The sequence below is a fragment of the Pararhodospirillum photometricum DSM 122 genome, assembly GCF_000284415.1.
GTDB lineage: Bacteria > Pseudomonadota > Alphaproteobacteria > Rhodospirillales > Rhodospirillaceae > Pararhodospirillum > Pararhodospirillum photometricum.
The window spans coordinates 2720065-2739011 of the sequence record NC_017059.1; the positions used below are offsets into that span (position 1 = coordinate 2720065).

Here is an 18947-nt window from a genome sequence, read left to right on the forward strand (position 1 = left end):
ACCGGGGGAGCGGGCCGGCACGGTGTTGCTGGATGTCGGCCCTCCGCCCGTGGGTCTTGGTTTGGCTTGATTCTGGCGGGGGGGGCTGCGGTTGGCCCCGGGAATCTTGGAGGGCGCGGCCTCCCCAAACCCCTCCATTCCCCATCAAGCGTCCGCGCTGGATTTGTCGTCGCCCTGAATGGCGCGGCCGGCCGACACAATAATGTCGCCGAACTCTCGCAAGAAGACGCTGCCGCGCACTGTGCGCTGGATCAACACGGAACGACGGTCGGTTTCATCGGTCTTACGCTTGACCAAACCATAATCCGACAAGCGATCGACGGCGCGGGTCACCGCCGGCTTGGAGATGTTGAGCAAACTCGCCAGACCGCGCACCGTGTGCGGCGGGGAGGTCAGGTAGACCGTGAGCAACAGAGCCATCTGCCGCGCCGAAAGATCGGGGGCGTCGCGACGGACGCTTTCGACGATGGATCCGCGCCAGAGATCCAGGGCTTCGACGGGGGACAGCTCAACCGGCATTCGGACGTCCTGACCTGGATAACTTGTTTCTTACATGAAACGACGAAAAAGGGACCCTGGTGAGACGGCCCCATGTGACGGCCATCACCAGCCCAGGGGCCCGTATATACCGGTGTCTCTTGACTCTGGCTACGGTTTCCTGAACCCTTTACCCCAAATTTAAACGATTTCCTTGTTCTTTGTAGGCGTATTGGGTTAAGACACAAGTCAGAGTTCGCAATCCCTGGACACTTGCTCCTTCTGGTCTCCCGGGCCGATTGCTAGAACGCCACGCATAAAGATCAAGATGAGCCCAGGCGATGGTCGGGCTGACAAATTCCCGCAAGAAGAGCGCCGCCGTGATGGCCCCGGCAAAAGGGCCATCGGGACAACTGGTGAGATCGGCCAGCGGACTCTCGAGCAGCGCACGATAAGGCTCCCACAACGGCAGACGCCACAGGGGATCGCGCTCGGTGTGGGCGGCACTCAGCAAGGCGAGGGCCAAGGTGTCGTCGTTGGTGAACAGGGCCGGGACCTCGGGTCCCAACGCAACGCGGGCGGCGCCGGTCAAGGTGGCGCAGTCGATGACCAGCCCGGGCGCCCCGGCACAGGCCTCGCTCAGGGCATCGGCCAGGATCAGCCGGCCCTCGGCATCGGTGTTGCCGATCTCCACCGAGACACCCCGGCGCGCAACGATAACATCGCCGGGGCGCAGGGCATTGCCGCTCACCATGTTGTCCACCGCCGGAATCAGCACCCGCAGCCGCAAGGGCAGGGCGCGGGCCATGACCAGGGACGCCACCCCCAACACGTGGGCCGCCCCGCCCATGTCCTTTTTCATCAGCCGCATGCCGGCCGAGGTCTTGATGTCAAGACCACCGCTATCGAAGCACACCCCCTTGCCCACCAAGGTGACGGCAGGGTGGGCGGGATCGCCCCAGGTTAGGTCGATGAGACACGGCGGCCGGCTGCTGGCCCGGCCCACGGCGTGGATCAGGGGATAGCCGCTCACGAGCGCCTCGCCGGTGATGACCTGGACCTCGGCGCCAAACGACGCCCCCAGGCTGCGGGCGGCCTCGGCCAGATCGGCGGGGCCCAGGGTCTCGGCCGGGGTGTTAATCAGGTCGCGCACCAGGGTTTGGGCGGTGATTAGGCTCTCCAGCGCCGGGCGGTCGGCGCCTTCGGGCCAGACGAGGCGGGTGCGCGGCGTCGGGGGGGGAGACGGGGCGGGGCAGGCGAAAGCGGTAGTGGGCCTGGGCCCAGGCCAGGGCGGCCTCGAAAGCCCAGCCGGGCGGTAGATCCTGTTCCTCCAGGCGGTAGATGCCGGCCGGCAGGGTGGCGGCGGCCTGGGCGAAGGCCAGGGGCTCGTCGCCCGGGGTGTTGGGCCGGGCCGCGCCCGATGGATCCAGCGCCCCCAGGCCCACGGCGGCTCCGGCCAGCCGGCCCTCGGCGTCGGGCCATGTCACGGTTTGTCCCCAGCGGGCTTCGAAGCCCTGGGTGGTGATCCAGGTTTGCTGAGGGGGGGTCAGGCCGTCCCGCCAGCGGCCGAGGGTGGCTTCGGTGACGGCGTGGAGGGGGAGGGCTGGGGAGTCGGGGGGGCGATCAGGCTGGACAGCAACGCAGTGCACCTCTGGATGAGGAGGGTGGGGGGGCCGTGTGGGAGCGGGTGTGCGCCACCCGGCCGGGCAGCGTGCCACAAACCCGCGTGGCCGAGGCTTGGATGGGGGCGATGCTGCTGGTCGGCGGTCCCCTGACCATTGATTCGGTGCTCAACACCGAATCGCAGGCGTGGGCCGTCGTTTGCCTGGGCTTCGGGCTGGCGTGCCGGGGGGCAATCGTCGCCGAGGTGGCGGCGCTGCGGGCGGCGTGGCGGGAGAAGGCCCGCTAAGAAAAAGAAAGGCTGGGGAGGCGCGGCCTCCCCAGACCCTCGGTCCTTCAGGTCGTCTGGGCGCGGTGCTGGGCCAGGACGAGGGCGGCGATGACGATGGCCAGCGCCGAGAAGGTCGCGTTGTAAAGGACGATGCCGAAGCCGCCGACGATCAGGGCGGCGATGGCCTGGACCACCGGGTCACGCCGATGGCGAAGGAAGCCCCAGGCAGCCAGGACAGCCAGTAGCAGGGCGGCCGCCCCGATTCCCTTCCATTCCGTTGTCATGATCAGGCTGCGGCGCAGCCCGCACCACCACGGGCCGGCCTTTTCGCAGGCCGCCCCCAGACGTTCGGGCTCGATAAAATCATAGCGCAGGCGCGTAGCAAGAACCGCTGCCAAGCCAGCCAGGGCAACCCCAGGCAGTGGTTGCAGGGCGCGAAAACGTGAGCGGGACATGAAGACCATCCGGCAAAAAATCCCAAGGGGGCCCAAGGTGCCGGGAACGCCGGGCGCCGTCAACCGCCGCGCCACCACTGAATGATTGTTCTAGAATGAAATTCTTCCTCACCCATCAAACAATCAAAGGGATCGGTGAGGTCGAAGGCCCCTGCGTCAGGGCCGGCGGCGTGCCCCCCAACCAGCAGATCATCCTCGGGCAGAGCCAGAGGCTGGTGGTGTTGGAGATAAACACCAAAGGCCATGGGGCCCCGGGAACCGATCATCGGATGGCGGATCACTTCGACGGCCATGTTTCCTCTCCGTTCCCCAGGGCTGACCCAAGGAAGCCCCCCCCAGGCCCCGAACGGCGGCAGCTCCTGGCGAGGACGTCCCCCTCTTTGGATAGGTTTTTCTACACAGCTTTTCCACGTGGACCAAAGCCAGAGGGCGGGCGTTACATTTTCCGGTTCAATTACAGCCCTCTTGCTCTCCCATGCGCCCCCCCCTATAACTTCGGCCATAGGCAAAAAAATAAATCCGCCGCCGAGCAGGCGGCGAAGCGACGCGTCCCCAGAGGAGAACACGGGCGGCCGGGATCACCCCGCCACCCCCAGCGCCCGCAACACCGCGCCCCCATCGGCACGCAGCGCAATGCCCAAAGCGGTCAGCACGGCACCACCCCCGGCCAGAGCGCCCGCCACCAGGGCCGCTTGCACCCGCAGCCGTCCATGAAGCGCGGCCACACCGTCTTCCAGCCGCGCCTGGGCCTGGGCGGTCTCGCTTTCCAAGCGGGCTAGGCGCCGGTCAAGATCGTCAAGGCGGGCAAAAGCGCGGCCCAGTGACGAGCGGTGATGAGCTTGGTCGGTCTGCACCCGGGCTAGCGTGGGCGCGAGGGGCTCCAGGGCAGCCAGAGCCGTGCGCACCCCTTCGGCGGTAGCCTCGAGACGGCCAAGACGGGCGGGATCGTCAACCATGACAAACTCCCTCATTGAGCACCAAAATCAATGACGTTATATCATATTTCCCGGGTCTGTCGAGCCGAGCAGGCACAGGGGATGGAAAGACGGACGGTTTTTTTGTCTGGGGCCTTGCCAACGGACGCCCAGTGCTCTCAAATCGCCCTGCTCCGACCCGGCGACCCGGCCGCCCTCTCCCGGCGTTCCCCTGGTCAGCTCCGGAAAGGCCAAGAGGAAAAAATGTCAAGGAAAACCGTGGTCCACCCCGGCGACCGTTTCATGAAGCCGGGCAATCCCCCGTCCATCTGGCACGTTGACCAGATGCTCGAATACCCCGACCTGCCGCCGCATGTGCGTCTGATCGAGTTGGGAGGCAATCGTCGCACGGTCACCGTGGCGCTGTCGGCCCTGCTGGATGGACGGCTGTATTCGCCGGTTCAAACCCCACCCACGTCGTCGGAGACTTGATCCGGGATCTTGGTCTCCCTACATGAGGGTCATCGAGATAACCACCGCTTGCTTTTGAGCGGTCAGTCGGGAGATCGCTATGACCCTTGCCCTGACCGGATCCAGCCTTGTCGATCTTGCCCTGGTCGCTGTCTTTTTGGGCGCCCTGGCGGCAAGTCTGCGCCCGACCCCGGCTCCGGTGCCCGTGCGCCGGCGCCGTCAGGTCCGACGCCGCCCGGACTGATCCGGGCGGCCCGTTCCTCCCCTCCCCGCTCTTGCGTGCGGTGTCCGGCGTTCCCTCCTTGGAGGAGCGCCGGGTTCTACAGTGTTAGAATCAGCCCGTCGTGGGCCGGCGTCACATGAGCCGGCACAAGACCTTGCAGCGTGCGATAATCCAGTCCCGGCGTCATGTGGGTGAGAAACGCCCGCTCGGGGCCCAGCCGCTCAATCCAACCCAAAACCGTCGGTAGATCGGCGTGCGTGGGGTGAGGGGTCAGCGCAAAACAGCCGACAATCCAGGTTTTAATCCCCGCCAGCGTTGCGAAAGCCACCTCATCGAGCGTGATGACGTCGGTTGAATACGCAAAATCCCCCAAACGCAGCCCCAACGTCGTGCTCCAGCCGTGGTCCTGGGTAAAGGGCAAAACGGCGAGAGGCCCTACGTGAAAAGCCTCCCCCGGTGTCACGAAACGGGGACGCAAAAGGGGTTTGTAGATGCTGGTGGCCTCGGGCGCGGGGGGGCTGAAGCAATAGCCAAAGCGCCGGACAAGTTCATCCACAACCTCGGGCGTTGCCCACACATCAAGCCCGGCCTTCATCGCCCGATTGATTTCCCGCAACTCGTCTAGCCCATGCACATGGTCGGCATGGGCGTGGGTAATCACCACTCCGTCCAAGTGACGGATGTCGTGGGCCAGCAGTTGTTGGCGCAGATCCGGCGAGGCATCCACCAAAAGCCGCCAAGGCCGCTCCCGTCCGGGCTCCCACGCCTCAATCAAAATGGACGGCCGCAGACGTCGGTTGCGCGGCTCGGCCGGATCACAGGCGCCCCAGCCCATGCTCACCGAAGGAACGCCACTGGCCCCCCCACACCCGAAAACAATCACCCGGCGCATCGTTGCTCTCTCTCCTTCGGAGCGCGCGTGGGGGACGCGGGGCTGCCGCCCCCGGACCCCCAAAAAAGGGGGCCTGGGGCATCGCCCCAGGCGGGGTCCGGGGCGGCAGCCCCGCGTCACCCGTGCGGTACGTCACCGCCCCAGGAACACCGGGGCCCGCTTCTCCAGGAAGGCGCAGCATCCTTCGTGGAAGTCGGGACCGCTGGCCTGAGCGACGAAGGCGGCTTGTTCTTCTTCCAGGTGGGCGGAGAGGGGACGGTCGAAGGCGGTTTCCATGAGGCGGCGGACTTGGGCGAAGGCGCCGGTCGGGCCTTCGGCGAGGCGCTGGGCGACGACCAGGGCGCGTTCGCTCAGATCGGCCTGGGGCACGACCTGGGTGACGAGGCCGAGCGCTAGGGCCTGGGCGGCATCAAGGGGCTCGCTCAACAAGGCGATCTCGAGGGCGCGGCGCAGGCCGACCACCCGGGGCAGGAACCACGTGGCGCCGCCGTCGGCCGTGGTGCCTATTTTGGTATAAGCATAGACGAGGCGGGTGTTGTCGGCGGCGATGACGATATCGCAGGCGAGCGCCAGACTGAAGCCGCCGCCGGCGACGGCGCCATGGATGGCCGCGACCACCGGGGCGGGCTGGCGACGCAAGGTGAGCAGGGCCTCGTGAAACGGGGTGATGATGGCGGCCACGACCTCGGGGGCCCATTCGGGATCGGCGGTCATGGCCGCGACATCACCGCCGGCAAGAAAGGCCCGGCCCTCGGCTTCGATGAGGACGGCGCGCACGGTGTTGTCGGCGGCGATGGCGCGAGCGGCATCGCGCAGGGCCAGGGCGCCGGCGAGATCAAGGGCATTGAGCGTCTCGGGCCGGGTGAAGCGCAGGCGAGCGATGGCCCCTTCGTGGGTCAGACGCAAAAATTCACCGGTTGACATGAGTCCCTCCCGTTGGCCACCCCTTGGGGGGTGTTGGTATTGTGACGGAGATCCGCGTGGACGCCCCTTTTTTGATGATCCTGGGTCCGACCGCGTCGGGCAAGTCGGCGCTGGCGCAAGCCTTGGCCGCAGCGTGTCACGGCACCATTATCAACGCCGACAGCCTTCAAGTGTACCGCGATTTAAGGATTTTGTCGGCCCGCCCCAGCCCGGCCGAGGAAGCGGCCTTGCCCCATCGCTTATACGGCGTCTTGGATGGGGGCGAGGCCTGCTCGGTGGGGCGCTGGCTGGATCTGGCGCAAGAGGCCCTGGCCGAAACCCGGACCCAGGGCCGGTTGCCGATCTTGGTGGGGGGGACGGGGCTTTATCTCAAGGCAGCGCGCGAGGGGCTGGCGGCGGTGCCCGAGGTGCCCGAGGCGGCGCGGGCCGAGGCACGGGCCTTGCTGGCGGCCGAGGGCCCGGCGGCGCTGCACGCCCGCTTGTGCGCGCGGGATCCGGCAATGGCGACACGGCTGCGGCCATCCGATGCCCAGCGGTTGGCGCGGAGGGGGAGACCGGGAGCGCATCGGCCTGCGCCGGGCTCGGGGCGTCGGTCACAGGCGGGCTTGGGGCTTCCAACCCCAGGGATCCATCGGCGGCGCGCACCAAGTGGAAGCTGGGGCGACGCATCTCGACGGCGCCCACTTCCAGACGGCCCTGGAGCAACGGCAGGGCGGGAAAGGTGACGGCGATCTCGGGCAGCCGGGCCACCAGACGCTGGCTTGGCCCCCACACCTCGACCTCCAGGCCGCGCAGGTCCAAGGGATCGTCCCAGCCGGCCCAGGCCAAAACGGTCCCCCCCAGGCGCAAGGAGAGGCCGGTCCCGGCCACGGCACGGTTGAGGGCCTGTTCGATCACCGGGGTGATCAGTCCCAAGGGCAGAGGGCCTTGCTGAAGACGCCACAAGAGCAGGGCGAGAGCCAGGAGACCACCAAGGCACAGCGCGCCACCCACGCGCAAGATACCCGTCACGCCACCACGCACCACGCCAAACCTCCCCTGGGTCCGGGGGCCCTTCCCTTGACGGACCCGGGGACAATGGCCCAGTGTGCGTCAAAATGGGCGGGGTGAAAATGCAAGACTTCCTGTTTCCCGGCCCCCGGGACACTTTCCCCAAGGGGGCCGAGCCGGATCGAGTCCGCGTGGGCCTGGAGCGCTGGGCCGCCCTGGCCACCGAGGCGCCCGACACCGATCGCGCGGCGTTTGTCGAGGCCTTTGCTCGTGCCCCCCAAGGTCGGGCCTTGCTGGAGGCGGTCTTCGGCGGCAGCCCTTATCTCTCGGCGTCGGTGCTCAAGGAGCCGGACTTCCTGGCGCGTTTGGCTGCCCGTGGCCCCGACGACGTTTTCGAGCACCTGTTGGCCGAGGCCCGCGACTGTGGCGAGACCCGCGATGGGGCCGTGCTCATGCGCTGTCTGCGCCGGCTCAAGCGCCAAGCGGCCCTGACCATCGCGCTCGCCGATCTGGCGGGGCGCTGGGAGGTGGACCAAGTCACAACGGCCTTGTCGCGTCTGGCCGAGGACTGCTTGCATCACGCGATTGCTCACCTGCTGCGCGCTCGACACGAGCGCGGCGAGATCGTGCTGCCCCACCCCGAGCACCCGGAACGCGGGTGCGGCTTTTTTGTGCTCGCCATGGGCAAGCTGGGGGGACGGGAGCTTAACTATTCGTCCGACATCGACCTGATCGTTCTTTACGAAGCCGACAAGATCACCTATCGCGGCCGGCGCTCGCTCTCCGAGTGCATGGTCGCCCTCACCCGCGATCTGGTGCGGGTGATGGAGGAACGCACGGGCGACGGCTATGTGTTTCGTACCGACTTGCGCCTACGCCCCGACCCTGGTTCGACAGCGGTAGCCCTCTCGACCGAGGCCGCCGAAAGCTATTACGAAACCTTGGGCCAGAACTGGGAACGCGCCGCCATGATCAAGGCGCGGCCCGTGGCCGGCGACCAGGAGGCTGGACTGGCCTTCTTACGCCACCTGCGGCCGTTTGTCTGGCGCAAGTTCCTGGATTTCAACGCCATCCAGGACATCCACTCGATGAAGCGCCAGATCCACGCCGCCAAGGGCGGCGCGGTGATCGGGGTGGCCGGCCACAACATCAAACTGGGCCGGGGCGGCATTCGCGAGATCGAGTTTTTTGCCCAGACGCAACAACTCATCTGGGGCGGGCGCAACCCCGACCTACGCACCCCCGCCACCTGTCAGGCATTGCGCGATCTGTGCCAAGCCCGCCTGATCGAGCCCTCGGTAGTTGAAGAACTGACCCGGGCCTATCGCGCCTTGCGCACCTTAGAACACCGCTTGCAGATGATCGACGACGAGCAGACCCAAACCCTGCCGCACGATCCAGAAAAACTGCGTCGTCTGGCGGTGTTCTTGGGGTTGGCCGATGTCGAGGCTCTGAGCGCCCATGTCCTGGCCCAGTTGACCTTGGTGGAAAGCCACTACGCCGCCTTGTTCGAGCACGCCCCGACCCTGTCGGGCGACGAGGGCAATCTGGTCTTCACCGGCGGCGAGGATGACCCCAACACCCTGACCACCTTGCGCGCCCTGGGATTTGCCAATCCCGAGGCCGTCTCGACCACCGTGCGAGGCTGGCATCATGGGCGGGTGCGGGCCACCCGCTCGGTGCGGGCGCGCGAGTTGCTGACCGAACTGATCCCCGACTTGCTGCGCGCCCTGGCCGAGACCGCCCAGCCCGACACGGCGGTGATGCGCTTCGACGAGTTTTTGCGCAAGCTCCCCTCGGGCATGCAGATTTTTGCCCTGTTTGAGCACAACCGAAACTTGCTTGATCTGGTGGCCGAGGTCCTGGGCGACGCGCCCCGCCTGTCCGAGCAACTGGCGCGCAATCCCTCCTTGCTCGATACCGTGCTGGCGCCGCACGACGGCGTTCCGGGGCCGGCTTTGCTGGGCGAGCGCCTCGACCGGACCCTGGCCGACGCCTTGATCTTTGAGGACACCCTCAACATCGTGCGGCGCTGGGCCAACGATACCCGCTTCCTCATCGGCCTTAAAACCCTGCAAGGCGAGTTGGACGCCGAACAGGCCGGGTATGCCCTGGCCGACGTGGCCGACACGGCCCTGTCGCGGCTGCTGCCCCGGGTGGAGGCCGAGTTCGCCCAGACCCACGGCACCCTCCCAGGCGGCGCCCTTGCCGTCCTGGCCCTGGGCAAGCTGGGCAGCCGGGAGATGACGGCGACCAGCGACCTTGACCTCATCTTGATCTACGACACCCCGCCAGAGGTCGAAGCCTCGACGGGCGAGCGCTCCTTGGCCGTCTCGGCCTACTACACCCGCCTGACCCAGCGTTTCGTCAACGCCCTGACCGCGCTCACCGGCGAGGGCGCCCTCTATGAGGTGGACATGCGCCTGCGGCCCTCGGGCAACAAGGGACCGCTGGCCACCAGCTTGGAAGCGTTTCGCCGCTATCAGGCCGAGGCCGCCTGGACCTGGGAGCATCAGGCCCTGACCCGGGCCCGGGTGGTTGCCGGCAGTCCCGCCTTGCGCCGGGCTATCGAAGGGGTGATCACCGAGACCCTGACCCGGACACGCGATCCCCAAACCCTGGCCCGCGACGTGGCCGACATGCGCGCACGCATGGACCGCGACAAGCCCCCGGCCAGCGTCTGGGATGTCAAGCTGGCCCCGGGCGGCCTGATCGACGTGGATTTCATCGCCCAATACCTGCAACTGCGCCACGCCCCGGACCATCCCCAGGTGCTGGCCGCCGAAACCGTGGAAGCCCTGGGGCGGCTGGCCCGGGCCGGCCTGCTCGACGCCGATACCGCGACGTTCTTGCAGCGGGTGCACCGGCGCAATCTGGCGATCCAGGCGGCGCTGCGCCACTCCATCGCCCACCCACCGCAAGACGCCGACCTGACCCCGGGCCTGAAAGCCAAGCTGGCGCGGGCGACGGGGGTCGAAAGAATCGAGGATCTTGCCGCCGACCTGAGATCCGACAGCACCCAGGTGCGCGTACTGTTCGACGAGATTGTCGGACGGGCCGCACGCATGAGCGCCCCGTCCGTCGCCACCGACGAGGAACCGACATGACCGATGGCGCCCAGCCCGCAGCCCCTGCCCCCGTGGTTCTCTCCGTGGGCGACCCGGCCCCTGACTTCACCTTGCCCGCCAGCGGTGGCGGCACGGTGAGCTTGGCCGACCTCACGGGCAAGATCGTTGTTCTGTATTTCTACCCCAAGGACAGCACCCCGGGCTGCACCCGCGAGGCCATCGCCTTCCGCGACGCCCTGCCCGAGTTCGAGGCCCTGGGCGCCCAGGTGATTGGGGTGTCGCGCGACTCGCTCAAGAGCCACGACGCTTTCACCACCAAGCAGGGGCTCACCTTCCCGCTGGCCAGCGATGGCGAAAGCGTGGTGTGCGACCGCTACGGCGTGCGGGTGTACAAGATGCTGTATGGAAAAATTTCGCTGGGCATCGAGCGTGCCACGTTCCTGATCGACCGCGAGGGCGTCTTGCGCGGCATCTGGCGCAAGGTCAAGGTCGATGGCCACGTCGAGAAGGTTTTGGCGGCAGCGCGGGCTTTGACCTAGGCAAAAGAAAAGGCTGGGGAGGCCGAGCCTGCCCAGCCCCCTCCAATCCGGTCAGCGGGTGGCGTTGAGCTTGTCGCGCAGATAGCGGATTTCCCACGGCTTCAGGCCGCGCAACCGCTCGTCGGGAGTCATGCCGGCCATGCGTTCCTCGGGCGGCAGCCGCTGGAGGACGGGACGGCGCTGATCCGCGCTCAACTGCCCCCGCAGCAGGCCATACGCCATATCCCGCGCGATATCGTCAATGGTGTACGCCATGGCCGGATTCTCCTTGATCTGCGGGGCCTGCACACGGACGGGACAACAGCCCCTCCCCTCTTGCTTGCCGAGACTATGGATATATGACTTTCGGCGAAGTGTCGGCGATCACACCCTCTCTTTTTTKGCACAACACCACGCTTTCTTCGGCCGGGGGGCTCGAAAACTGTCGCTCCTTGATAAAATGCACCACAATTTCTCGTCGTTGTCCCTCCCTCACGCCTAAAGCCGCGCGGTGCTTGACGATGGGGCCGAACACGCCGACATTAAGAGGGTTCAAGGTGCCCACCAGGGACCGTGAATCATGGGCGCCGGTTCCCGGGCCCCATGGGGAGTCGCTCATCTCGACGCGACCAGTCGAAAGAGTCAGAGGACACCATGACCAGACTTTCGGTTTTCAACAGCCCCCTTCTTCTAGGCTTCGACCACTTCGAGCGCGTCATTGACCGTGTGTCGAAAAATCAGGCCGAGGGTTATCCTCCCTACAACATCGAGCAAGTCGGTGACACAGCCCTGCGCATCACCTTGGCGGTGGCGGGCTTTGCCGAGAGTGACCTGTCGGTCACGGTGGAAGATAATCAGTTGGTCATTCGGGGCCGGCGTCAGGCCGAGGACAACGACAAGATTTACCTGCACCGGGGCATTGCTGCCCGGCAGTTCCAACGCTCCTTTGTCTTGGCCGAAGGCATCGAAATCACCCGAGCGGCCCTGGAAAACGGCTTGCTGCATGTTGACCTGGAGCGGCCGCTGCCCGAACCCAAGGTGCGCCACATCCCCATTGGCAAGACGCCCTCCACCGGGTTGGCCCCCACCATCGACGTGTCACCCCGCGCCCCCCGCTAGGACCTGCCAGGAAAACGCGAAGGGAGAAGACCCATGATCGACTCCAAGGAACGTGCCTCCCAGCCCGACATCTCCCTGATGATGGAAACCGAGGAACTGGCCGCGCTGGGTCTGAACAGCGTGGCTTACGTCCGCCAGGGGGAAGAAGCGGTGGATCCCGAGGTGCCGGGCGTGGTGCGCAACGGCTACGCCATCCATGCCGCCAACGGCCAGCGCATCGGCTGGGCACCCAGCCTTGATCTCGCCCAGATCGCCATCCGCCAGCACGATATGGTGCCGATGACGGTGCACTAACTCCCACCGTGTGCCCGGGGAAAGAAGGCAGGCTGGGGAGGCGCGCCTTCCCCAGGCCCCTCGGCTTCTTCGGGAAACACAAGCCCCGCACCGTCGCCACCCGTCTTGGGGCCGGGGGCGCGGTGGTCCGGGGAGATGCCTACTCCTCGGAGGCCATGCCCAGGCGCTCGATCACCCGGGTGAGTTGGGCTTGGGCTTCCTGGGCCACATGGTGCAGCCCGGCTTGATCCAGGGGATGGATGGCGGCGAAGGGGTTGATCGCCGAGATCTGGATCGCGCCGTCCTCGACTTCACGCACCACCACGTTGTAGGGCAGCATAAGGCCACTCAAGGGCTCTTCGTGGATGTCGCGCAGCATGAATCCCGGGTTGCACGCTCCCAAGATCACGTAAGGCTTGAGGCTGGCTTCCAAGGCATCGCGCAAAACCTGACTGACGTCGATGGTGCTGATGACCTGAAAGTCGTTGTCAGCCAGAGCGGCGACGGTGTCGGCGACCGCGTCGGCAAAGCTGCCGCCGCCGGCATAGACGGTAGAAATGTGATAGGTCATGGTCTGACGGGTCCCTTTTCCAGGATTGACCACGCCCAGGATAGGAGGAGGATGGGGGAACTGCCAAGACTTTTATCCCCATTCCAAACTGCTCTTCCCTCCCTGCTTGCCTCTCCCCGACGCCCGGGCCGAGAGAGCCCCCGCCGTGCCGGCCTTTTCTTGAGGCGGGGTGTTTTGTCACGAAAACGCGATGGCAGGCCGCCCCCGAGCCTTCCTAGACTGGACCAGGACACGGCGGGAATCGCCCAGTCCGCGAGACCTTCTGCGGGACCCCACTGCCATGGATCGCCTTGCCTCCCCCGTGCTTTCCCGCCGTTTGCTCCTCGGCGTGCTTGCCGCCTTGGGTCTGCCCTGGCCCGCCCGCGCCGACTCGCCCCAGCGCTGGGTGTGCACCAATAACGACTGCGAACCCTACATCTACGATCCCCGCCTGGGGGATGCGGACAACATCGCCCAGCCCGGTCACCCGATTGCGCCGGGCACCCCGTTCGAGGCCTTGCCCGACACCTGGAAATGCCCGTTGTGCGCCACCCCCAAGAGCTGGTTTCGCCCGACCCGGCGCTAGAATGCCCCAGGATCGGAGGGGTCTGGGGAGGCCCCGCCTCCTCAGCCTTCCCTTTTGACCTTCCCGGGCCACACCCAGTCCCCCGCTTGCCCTGCCCCTTGCCTCCCCCCCGGCCCACCCATGATATAGTCCGCGCCCGCGCGTCTTCTCAAAGGACGAGCACCCGGCATCGCGTCTTGTCCCAGGATCACAGACCCATGACATCCGACCGCAGGCTTTTTGCGCGCACCCTGGCCGCCGTGCTTCTCCTTGGCTCAAGCCTGGGGGCGTGCAGCAGTGACAAGCCCGCCTACGTCGAGCGACCGGTCGAGGCGCTATATAATGAGGCCGTGGACAAGCTGAACACTGGCCGCTACGAAGAAGCCTCCAAGGCCTTCGATGAGGTCGAGCGCCAGCATCCCTATTCGGTCTGGGCGACCAAGGCGCAGATCATGTCGGCCTATGCCTTGTACGAAAAAGGCACCTACGACGACGCGGCCGTCGCCCTCAACCGCTTTATCGACCTGCACCCCGGCAACCGCGACATCGCCTATGCTTATTATTTGCGCGGTCTGTGCTATTACGAGCAAATCAGCGACGTGCGCCGCGACCAGCAGATCACCCGCCAAGCCATGACCTACCTGGGCGACGTGGTGACCCGCTTCCCCGAGACGTCCTATGCCCGCGATGCCCGCCTCAAGATCGATCTTGCCCGCGATCACCTCGCCGGCAAGGAAATGAGCGTGGGCCGCTATTACCTGAAGAAGTACCAGTACCTCGCCGCGCTCAACCGGTTCTCCATGGTCGTCAACAATTACGACCAGACCACCCACGTGGCCGAGGCGCTCTACCGTCTGGTGGAAATCAACACCATCTTGGGCCTGCCCGACGAAGCCAAGCGCATTGCCGCCGTTCTCGGCCACAACTTCCCCGGCAGCGACTGGTATCGCGACGCCTATGCCCTGGTTGCCGGCCGGCAGCCCGACCAAGGCGGCCAAGACGATTCCTCCTGGTACGATGCCCTAACGGGCTGGTTGTAGTCCGGGGCGGAGCATGCTCACCTTCCTCTCGATCCGCGATGTGGTGCTGATCGAACGTCTGGACCTCACCTTCGGCCCCGGCCTGGGCGTGCTGACCGGCGAAACCGGCGCTGGCAAGTCCATCTTGCTCGATAGCGTGTCCCTCGCCTTGGGCGGCCGGGCCGACAGCGCGCTCGTGCGCAAGGGCGCCGACAAACTGAGCGTCACCGCCGGCTTTACCTTGGCCCCCGACCACCCGGCCCGCCTTGTCCTGGCCGAAGCCGGCCTGGAGGCCGACCCGGGCGAGCCGGTCATGGTCCGCCGCGTGGTCAATGCCGATGGCCGCAGCCGGGCCTTTGTCAACGATCAGGCGACCAGCGCCAGCTTGCTTAAAACCCTGGGACGCTCCCTCGTCGAAGTGCATGGCCAGTTTGAAAGTCACGGCCTGCTCGACCCCAACCGGCACGGCCCGGTGCTCGATGCCTTCGGCCCCGCCACGGCACCGGCCGTCGCCGCCACCACCGAGGCCCATGGCGCTTGGCGCGCCGCCGCCCGCGCCCGCGCCGACGCCGAGGCGGTCCTGGCCCGGGCCCGCGCCGAGGAAGACCTGCTGCGCGCCACCGTCGAGGACCTGCGCGCCCTGGCCCCCCAGCCGGGCGAAGAAGAGCAGTTGGCCGAGGAACGCAGCTTTTTGCAAAACGGCGAGAAGCTGGCCGAGGGCCTGAGCGGGGCGCTCGCCGCCCTCAGTGGCTCCGCCGACGTCGAGGGCACCCTGCGCCACGCTCTGCGCGCCCTGGACCGCGTTACCCCCCTGGCCGGGACCGTGCTTGAGCCCGTGGTGCAGGGTCTGGATCGGGCCGCCGTTGAACTGGCCGAGGCCCGCGCCGGCCTTGAGAGCATCATCAACCGCCTCGACATGGACCCACGGCGGCTTGAAACCGTTGAGGAACGCCTGTTCGCCCTGCGCGGCCAAGCCCGCAAGCACGGCGTGACCGTCGAGGCCCTGCCCGACTTGCTGGCCGAGGCCGAACAGGGCCTGGAAAGCTTGGACGGCGAGGACGCACGCCTTGATGACCTGCGCCGGGCCGAGGATCAGGCCCGCACCGCCTATCTGGCCGCCGCCCGCGCTCTCTCGACGGTGCGCCGCGCTGCGGCGGCCGCCCTCGACGCCGCGATCGCCGCCGAGTTGGCCCCGCTCAAACTGGAAAAGGCTCGCTTTCAGACCCGAGTTGAGGATCAGCCCGAGGACCAGTGGGGGCCGCGGGGCCTTGACCGCGTCACCTTCTTGGTCGCCACCAACCCGGGCGCCGATCCCGGGCCGCTTCACAAGGTGGCGAGTGGCGGCGAGTTGTCCCGTTTCATGCTGGCTCTCAAGGTCGTTCTTGCCGCCGATGGCGAAGTCTCTACCTTGGTCTTCGACGAGGTCGATGCCGGGATTGGCGGTGCCACGGCTGCGGCGGTCGGCGAGCGGTTGGCCCGGCTGGGGCAAGCGGTTCAGGTTCTGGTCGTCACCCACTCGCCGCAGGTGGCGGCACGCGGACAGACGCATTACCGGGTGAGCAAGAGCCAGCGCGACGACGGGCTGCCCGGCACCACGGTCAGCGTTCTCTCCGATGAGCAGCGCTTGGAGGAGATCGCCCGCATGTTGGCGGGGGCCGAGGTGACGGGGGCAGCCCGGGCGGCGGCGGCGGACTTGCTGGCGGCGACGGGATAAAAAAAGGAAGGCTGCGGTGGCGGGGCCGCCCCGGACCTCTCCATTCTTCAGGAAAAATCAAGCAGAGGTTTGGAGGAGCGCCATGGCCGACGTAGCCTTGATGACGGCCGAGGAGGCCGACGCTGAAATGGTTCGGCTGGTGCAGGCGCTGGCCCACCACGACCGTTTGTACTACGAAAAAAATGCGCCCGAGATCAGTGATGGCGAGTACGATGTCTTACGCCAACGTTTACTTGATCTTGAGGTCCGCTTTCCCGGGCTCAAGCGTCTGGACAGCCCCAGCGACCGGGTGAGTGGGACGGTCGCCGACGGGTTTGCCAGCGTGCGGCACGTTGTGCCCATGCTGTCGCTGGCCAACGCCTTTAGCGACGACGAGGTGCGCGAGTTTGATGCCCGCATCCGGCGCTTCTTAGGCCTGGGCGACGACGATACCGTGGCCTACGTCGCCGAGCCCAAGATCGACGGCCTGTCGTTCTCGGCTCGCTACGAAAACGGCCGCTACGTGCGCGGTGCCACGCGCGGCGACGGCACGACCGGTGAAGATATCACCGCCAACCTCGCCACCTTGGCCGACCTGCCCCAAACCCTGCGCGGCGATCACCTCCCCAGCGTTCTTGAGATTCGCGGCGAGGTGTTCATGCGCAAGGGCGACTTCCGGGCCCTCAATGAGCGCCAAGCGGCGGCCGGCGCCAAGATATTCGCCAACCCCCGCAACGCGGCGGCCGGCTCCTTGCGCCAGCTCAACCCGGCCATCACCGCCGAGCGCCCCTTGAGCCTCTACGCCTATGCTGCGGGCGAGGCCGAAGGGCTGGACACCGGGCTCCTCACCCAGAACGCTTTTCTAGAACAATTGAGGGTTTGGGGGTTCCCGGTTCACCCCCTGGCTTGCCTGTGCCCCGACGTGCCGGCCCTGCTGGCCGCCACCGCCGCCCTGGCCCACCAGCGCGCCGACCTTGATCACGACATCGACGGCGTGGTGTTCAAAGTGGACCGGCTCGATTGGCAACAGCGCCTGGGCACCGTGAGCCGCGCCCCGCGCTGGGGCATCGCCCGCAAGTTCCCGGCCGAGGAAGTGGAAACCCGGATCAACAAGATCGTCATCCAGGTCGGCCGCACCGGCACCTTGACCCCGGTTGCCGAGTTGGAGCCCGTCACGGTGGGCGGCGTGGTGGTCAGCCGCGCCACCTTGCACAACGAGGACGAAATCCGCCGCAAAGACATCCGCGAGGGCGACCGGGTACTGGTGCGCCGGGCCGGCGACGTGATCCCCCAGGTGGTTGCCTCGCTGGCCCACGAGCGGCCGGCCGATCTCGCCCCCTTCGTCTTTCCCGAGACCTGCCCGGTCTGCGGCGCGCATGCGGTGCGGCCCGAGGGCGAGGTCGCCCGGCGCTGCACCGGCGGTCTCACCTGCCCGGCCCAGGCGGTGGAACGCCTCAAACACTTCGTCTCGCGCAACGCCTTGGATATCGAAGGCCTGGGCGAGCGTTCCTTGGAGGAGTTTTACCAAGAGGGCTTGGTGCGCGCCCCGGCCGACCTCTTCACCCTGGAAGAACGCGACCGCGCCCCGACCAATCTCAAGCGCTTGCAAGCCCGCGAGGGCTGGGGCCCCAAGTCGGTGGCCAACCTGTTCGACGCCCTCAACCAGCGCCGGGCCGGGGTGCCGCTGGAGCGCTTTATCTTCGCGCTGGGCATTCCTCAGGTCGGCCAAGCCACCGCCCGTCTCCTGGCCCAGCACTACACCACCTTGGAACGCTGGCGCGCCGCCATGATCGAGGCCGCCGACGAGACCGGCCCCGCCCATGCCGGCCTCATTGGCATTGAAGGGGTCGGCCCGGCCCTGGCCCGCGACCTCGTGGCCTTTTTCGCCGAGCCCCATAACACCGAGGCCCTCGACGCCCTGCTGGCCACCGGCCTCGTCGTCACCCCGGCCGCCGCGCCCGTCCAATCGGGGGCCCTGGCCGGCAAAACCATCGTCTTCACCGGCACCTTGGCAACCCTGACCCGCGCCGAGGCCAAGGCCAAGGCCCTGGCGCTGGGCGCCAAGGTCACCAGCACCGTCTCAGCCAAAACCGACTACGTCGTGGTCGGCGCCGACGCCGGCAGCAAAGAAACCAAGGCCCGCGACCTGGGCCTCACGCTCTTAAGCGAAGAGGACTTCAAAGCCCTCCCCTCCCCCTAACCAACCGAGGGGTCTGGGGAGGCAAGCCTCCCCAGCCTTCCTTTTTCTCTCTACCTCTCGACACTAGGAAACGAGCCCCCGCGCCCCCGTCACCCCCCCGCCAAACTCCCCCAGCGCCTCCCCCAGAAAACCCCACAGCGTCTCCGCCGAGGCACTGTCGGCCAACAGATGAAACGCCCCACCGTCGCGCACAACAATCGCCGAGTGCCGGGCGACCGAAGTCTGGGCAACAGCCCCATCGGCGAAAGCCCGAGGACGTAGATCAACAGCGCACAGCTTGGCCATCAAAGCGGGCAGCGCCGGACCGGCCAACCGAAACCACGCATGGGTATCCTGGCGCGGCACCGGGAAGCACAAACCAGCCTCCCAGCCCCAAGCCTGGGTCAAGCGGGCCGACAGACCAAGCGCGGCCCCCGGAGGATCAAGGATCAAAACCTCGCCTGCCGACAGCCGCGCCACCAAGGCCCCATCGGCTTGGCGCCGCGCCTGATTGGGAGCCTCGGGCAGATCAACCCCCTGGGCGGCCAGCCACGCCGGGGTATCGGCGCCCTTGAAACCGGTGCGGGCAAAAGGGGAGCAATCGGTCAAGGTGACGGCGGCGTTGGGATCCTCGCCGGGCACCGCCAGCACGACCAGGGCCTCGCCCACCGGCTCGGGCTGGGCGCCGAGCGCGGCAAGGGGAGCGCTGACAAAACTCACGCGCAT

22 protein-coding genes and 1 pseudogene are annotated in these 18947 nt (G+C 67.0%); 12 read left to right on the top strand and 11 right to left on the bottom strand.

What is annotated here, in order from left to right:
* Positions 1–144: 144 nt before the first annotated feature.
* The 3 genes from RSPPHO_RS12220 to RSPPHO_RS21755 all read right to left on the bottom strand — a co-directional run bounded on the left by RSPPHO_RS12220 (position 145) and on the right by RSPPHO_RS21755 (position 2126).
* Positions 145–519, bottom strand: coding sequence for a MarR family transcriptional regulator (locus RSPPHO_RS12220; protein ID WP_014415544.1), 375 nt, complete (start codon positions 517–519; stop codon positions 145–147).
* Positions 520–667: 148 nt separating this feature from the next.
* Positions 668–1630 (bottom strand): leucyl aminopeptidase family protein, encoded by a 963-nt coding sequence (locus RSPPHO_RS12225; protein WP_014415545.1) that lies wholly within the window; start codon positions 1628–1630, stop codon positions 668–670.
* Positions 1614–2126, bottom strand: coding sequence for a hypothetical protein (locus RSPPHO_RS21755; RefSeq protein ID WP_014415546.1), 513 nt, complete (start codon positions 2124–2126; stop codon positions 1614–1616). The genes RSPPHO_RS12225 and RSPPHO_RS21755 overlap by 17 nt, the downstream gene beginning before the upstream one ends.
* A 26-nt stretch (positions 2127–2152) precedes the next feature.
* Between RSPPHO_RS21755 and RSPPHO_RS17965 the strand changes: the two genes are divergently transcribed.
* Positions 2153–2386, top strand: a complete 234-nt coding sequence (locus RSPPHO_RS17965) for a hypothetical protein (RefSeq protein ID WP_051013863.1) — start codon at positions 2153–2155, stop codon at positions 2384–2386.
* Positions 2387–2433: 47 nt separating this feature from the next.
* Here RSPPHO_RS17965 and RSPPHO_RS12230 read toward each other — a convergent pair whose 3' ends face one another.
* The 3 genes from RSPPHO_RS12230 to RSPPHO_RS12240 form a co-directional block, all read right to left on the bottom strand.
* The gene (locus RSPPHO_RS12230) at positions 2434–2823 is read right to left on the bottom strand and encodes a hypothetical protein (RefSeq protein WP_157879213.1); all 390 of its coding nucleotides are present in this window, start codon (positions 2821–2823) and stop codon (positions 2434–2436) included.
* Positions 2824–2882: 59 nt separating this feature from the next.
* The gene (locus tag RSPPHO_RS12235; protein WP_041795356.1) at positions 2883–3116 is read right to left on the bottom strand and encodes a hypothetical protein; all 234 of its coding nucleotides are present in this window, start codon (positions 3114–3116) and stop codon (positions 2883–2885) included.
* Between the two features lie 285 nt (positions 3117–3401).
* Positions 3402–3779 carry a hypothetical protein gene (locus tag RSPPHO_RS12240; RefSeq protein ID WP_041795362.1) on the bottom strand — a complete coding sequence of 126 codons (378 nt, stop codon included), beginning with the start codon at positions 3777–3779 and terminating at the stop codon, positions 3402–3404.
* A 222-nt stretch (positions 3780–4001) separates the two neighbouring features.
* On the opposite strand from RSPPHO_RS12240, the gene RSPPHO_RS12245 reads away from it, so the two are divergent.
* Together RSPPHO_RS12245 and RSPPHO_RS20070 are read left to right on the top strand one after the other, a co-directional pair.
* Positions 4002–4229 carry a hypothetical protein gene (locus tag RSPPHO_RS12245; protein WP_157879214.1) on the top strand — a complete coding sequence of 76 codons (228 nt, stop codon included), beginning with the start codon at positions 4002–4004 and terminating at the stop codon, positions 4227–4229.
* A gap of 79 nt (positions 4230–4308) precedes the next feature.
* Positions 4309–4452 (top strand): hypothetical protein, encoded by a 144-nt coding sequence (locus tag RSPPHO_RS20070; RefSeq protein ID WP_014415550.1) that lies wholly within the window; start codon positions 4309–4311, stop codon positions 4450–4452.
* 76 nt (positions 4453–4528) lie between these two features.
* Here RSPPHO_RS20070 and RSPPHO_RS12250 read toward each other — a convergent pair whose 3' ends face one another.
* Positions 4529–5323: an MBL fold metallo-hydrolase gene (locus tag RSPPHO_RS12250; RefSeq protein WP_014415551.1), complete on the bottom strand. Its 795-nt coding sequence runs from the start codon at positions 5321–5323 to the stop codon at positions 4529–4531.
* Between the two features lie 132 nt (positions 5324–5455).
* Positions 5456–6247, bottom strand: a complete 792-nt coding sequence (locus RSPPHO_RS12255) for an enoyl-CoA hydratase/isomerase family protein (protein WP_014415552.1) — start codon at positions 6245–6247, stop codon at positions 5456–5458.
* 74 nt (positions 6248–6321) lie between these two features.
* Here RSPPHO_RS12255 and RSPPHO_RS19065 point away from each other — a divergent pair.
* From RSPPHO_RS19065 to RSPPHO_RS21120, 3 genes and pseudogenes are all read left to right on the top strand, one after another.
* A pseudogene (locus RSPPHO_RS19065) lies at positions 6322–6837 on the top strand (tRNA (adenosine(37)-N6)-dimethylallyltransferase); the annotation flags it as partial.
* A 495-nt stretch (positions 6838–7332) separates the two neighbouring features.
* Complete coding sequence (locus RSPPHO_RS12265) at positions 7333–10344, top strand: bifunctional [glutamine synthetase] adenylyltransferase/[glutamine synthetase]-adenylyl-L-tyrosine phosphorylase (RefSeq protein WP_014415553.1); 3012 nt, start codon at positions 7333–7335, stop codon at positions 10342–10344.
* Positions 10341–10844, top strand: coding sequence for a peroxiredoxin (locus tag RSPPHO_RS21120; RefSeq protein ID WP_014415554.1), 504 nt, complete (start codon positions 10341–10343; stop codon positions 10842–10844). The genes RSPPHO_RS12265 and RSPPHO_RS21120 overlap by 4 nt, the downstream gene beginning before the upstream one ends.
* Positions 10845–10895: 51 nt before the next feature.
* Here RSPPHO_RS21120 and RSPPHO_RS12275 read toward each other — a convergent pair whose 3' ends face one another.
* Positions 10896–11099, bottom strand: a complete 204-nt coding sequence (locus RSPPHO_RS12275; RefSeq protein WP_157879215.1) for a hypothetical protein — start codon at positions 11097–11099, stop codon at positions 10896–10898.
* A 378-nt stretch (positions 11100–11477) separates the two neighbouring features.
* Between RSPPHO_RS12275 and RSPPHO_RS12280 the strand changes: the two genes are divergently transcribed.
* Both RSPPHO_RS12280 and RSPPHO_RS12285 read left to right on the top strand, forming a co-directional pair.
* Complete coding sequence (locus RSPPHO_RS12280) at positions 11478–11942, top strand: Hsp20 family protein (RefSeq protein WP_041795368.1); 465 nt, start codon at positions 11478–11480, stop codon at positions 11940–11942.
* A gap of 33 nt (positions 11943–11975) precedes the next feature.
* Positions 11976–12236: a DUF1150 family protein gene (locus RSPPHO_RS12285; protein ID WP_014415557.1), complete on the top strand. Its 261-nt coding sequence runs from the start codon at positions 11976–11978 to the stop codon at positions 12234–12236.
* A 139-nt stretch (positions 12237–12375) separates the two neighbouring features.
* Here RSPPHO_RS12285 and RSPPHO_RS12290 read toward each other — a convergent pair whose 3' ends face one another.
* Entirely contained in the window at positions 12376–12786 is a 411-nt protein-coding gene (locus RSPPHO_RS12290) for a DUF302 domain-containing protein (RefSeq protein WP_041795369.1), read from the bottom strand.
* Between the two features lie 280 nt (positions 12787–13066).
* Here RSPPHO_RS12290 and RSPPHO_RS12295 point away from each other — a divergent pair, with 280 nt between their 5' ends.
* From RSPPHO_RS12295 to ligA, 4 genes are all read left to right on the top strand, one after another.
* Entirely contained in the window at positions 13067–13351 is a 285-nt protein-coding gene (locus tag RSPPHO_RS12295; RefSeq protein WP_041795371.1) for a rubredoxin, read from the top strand.
* 197 nt (positions 13352–13548) lie between these two features.
* Positions 13549–14370 (top strand): outer membrane protein assembly factor BamD, encoded by an 822-nt coding sequence (locus tag RSPPHO_RS12300; RefSeq protein ID WP_041795373.1) that lies wholly within the window; start codon positions 13549–13551, stop codon positions 14368–14370.
* 13 nt (positions 14371–14383) lie between these two features.
* Positions 14384–16063: a DNA repair protein RecN gene (gene recN / locus RSPPHO_RS12305; RefSeq protein ID WP_014415561.1), complete on the top strand. Its 1680-nt coding sequence runs from the start codon at positions 14384–14386 to the stop codon at positions 16061–16063.
* A gap of 82 nt (positions 16064–16145) precedes the next feature.
* Complete coding sequence (gene ligA, locus RSPPHO_RS12310) at positions 16146–18242, top strand: NAD-dependent DNA ligase LigA (protein ID WP_041795375.1); 2097 nt, start codon at positions 16146–16148, stop codon at positions 18240–18242.
* A 63-nt stretch (positions 18243–18305) separates the two neighbouring features.
* Here the strand turns inward: ligA and RSPPHO_RS12315 are convergent, their stop codons facing one another.
* Positions 18306–18947, bottom strand: a complete 642-nt coding sequence (locus tag RSPPHO_RS12315) for a sarcosine oxidase subunit gamma (RefSeq protein ID WP_014415563.1) — start codon at positions 18945–18947, stop codon at positions 18306–18308.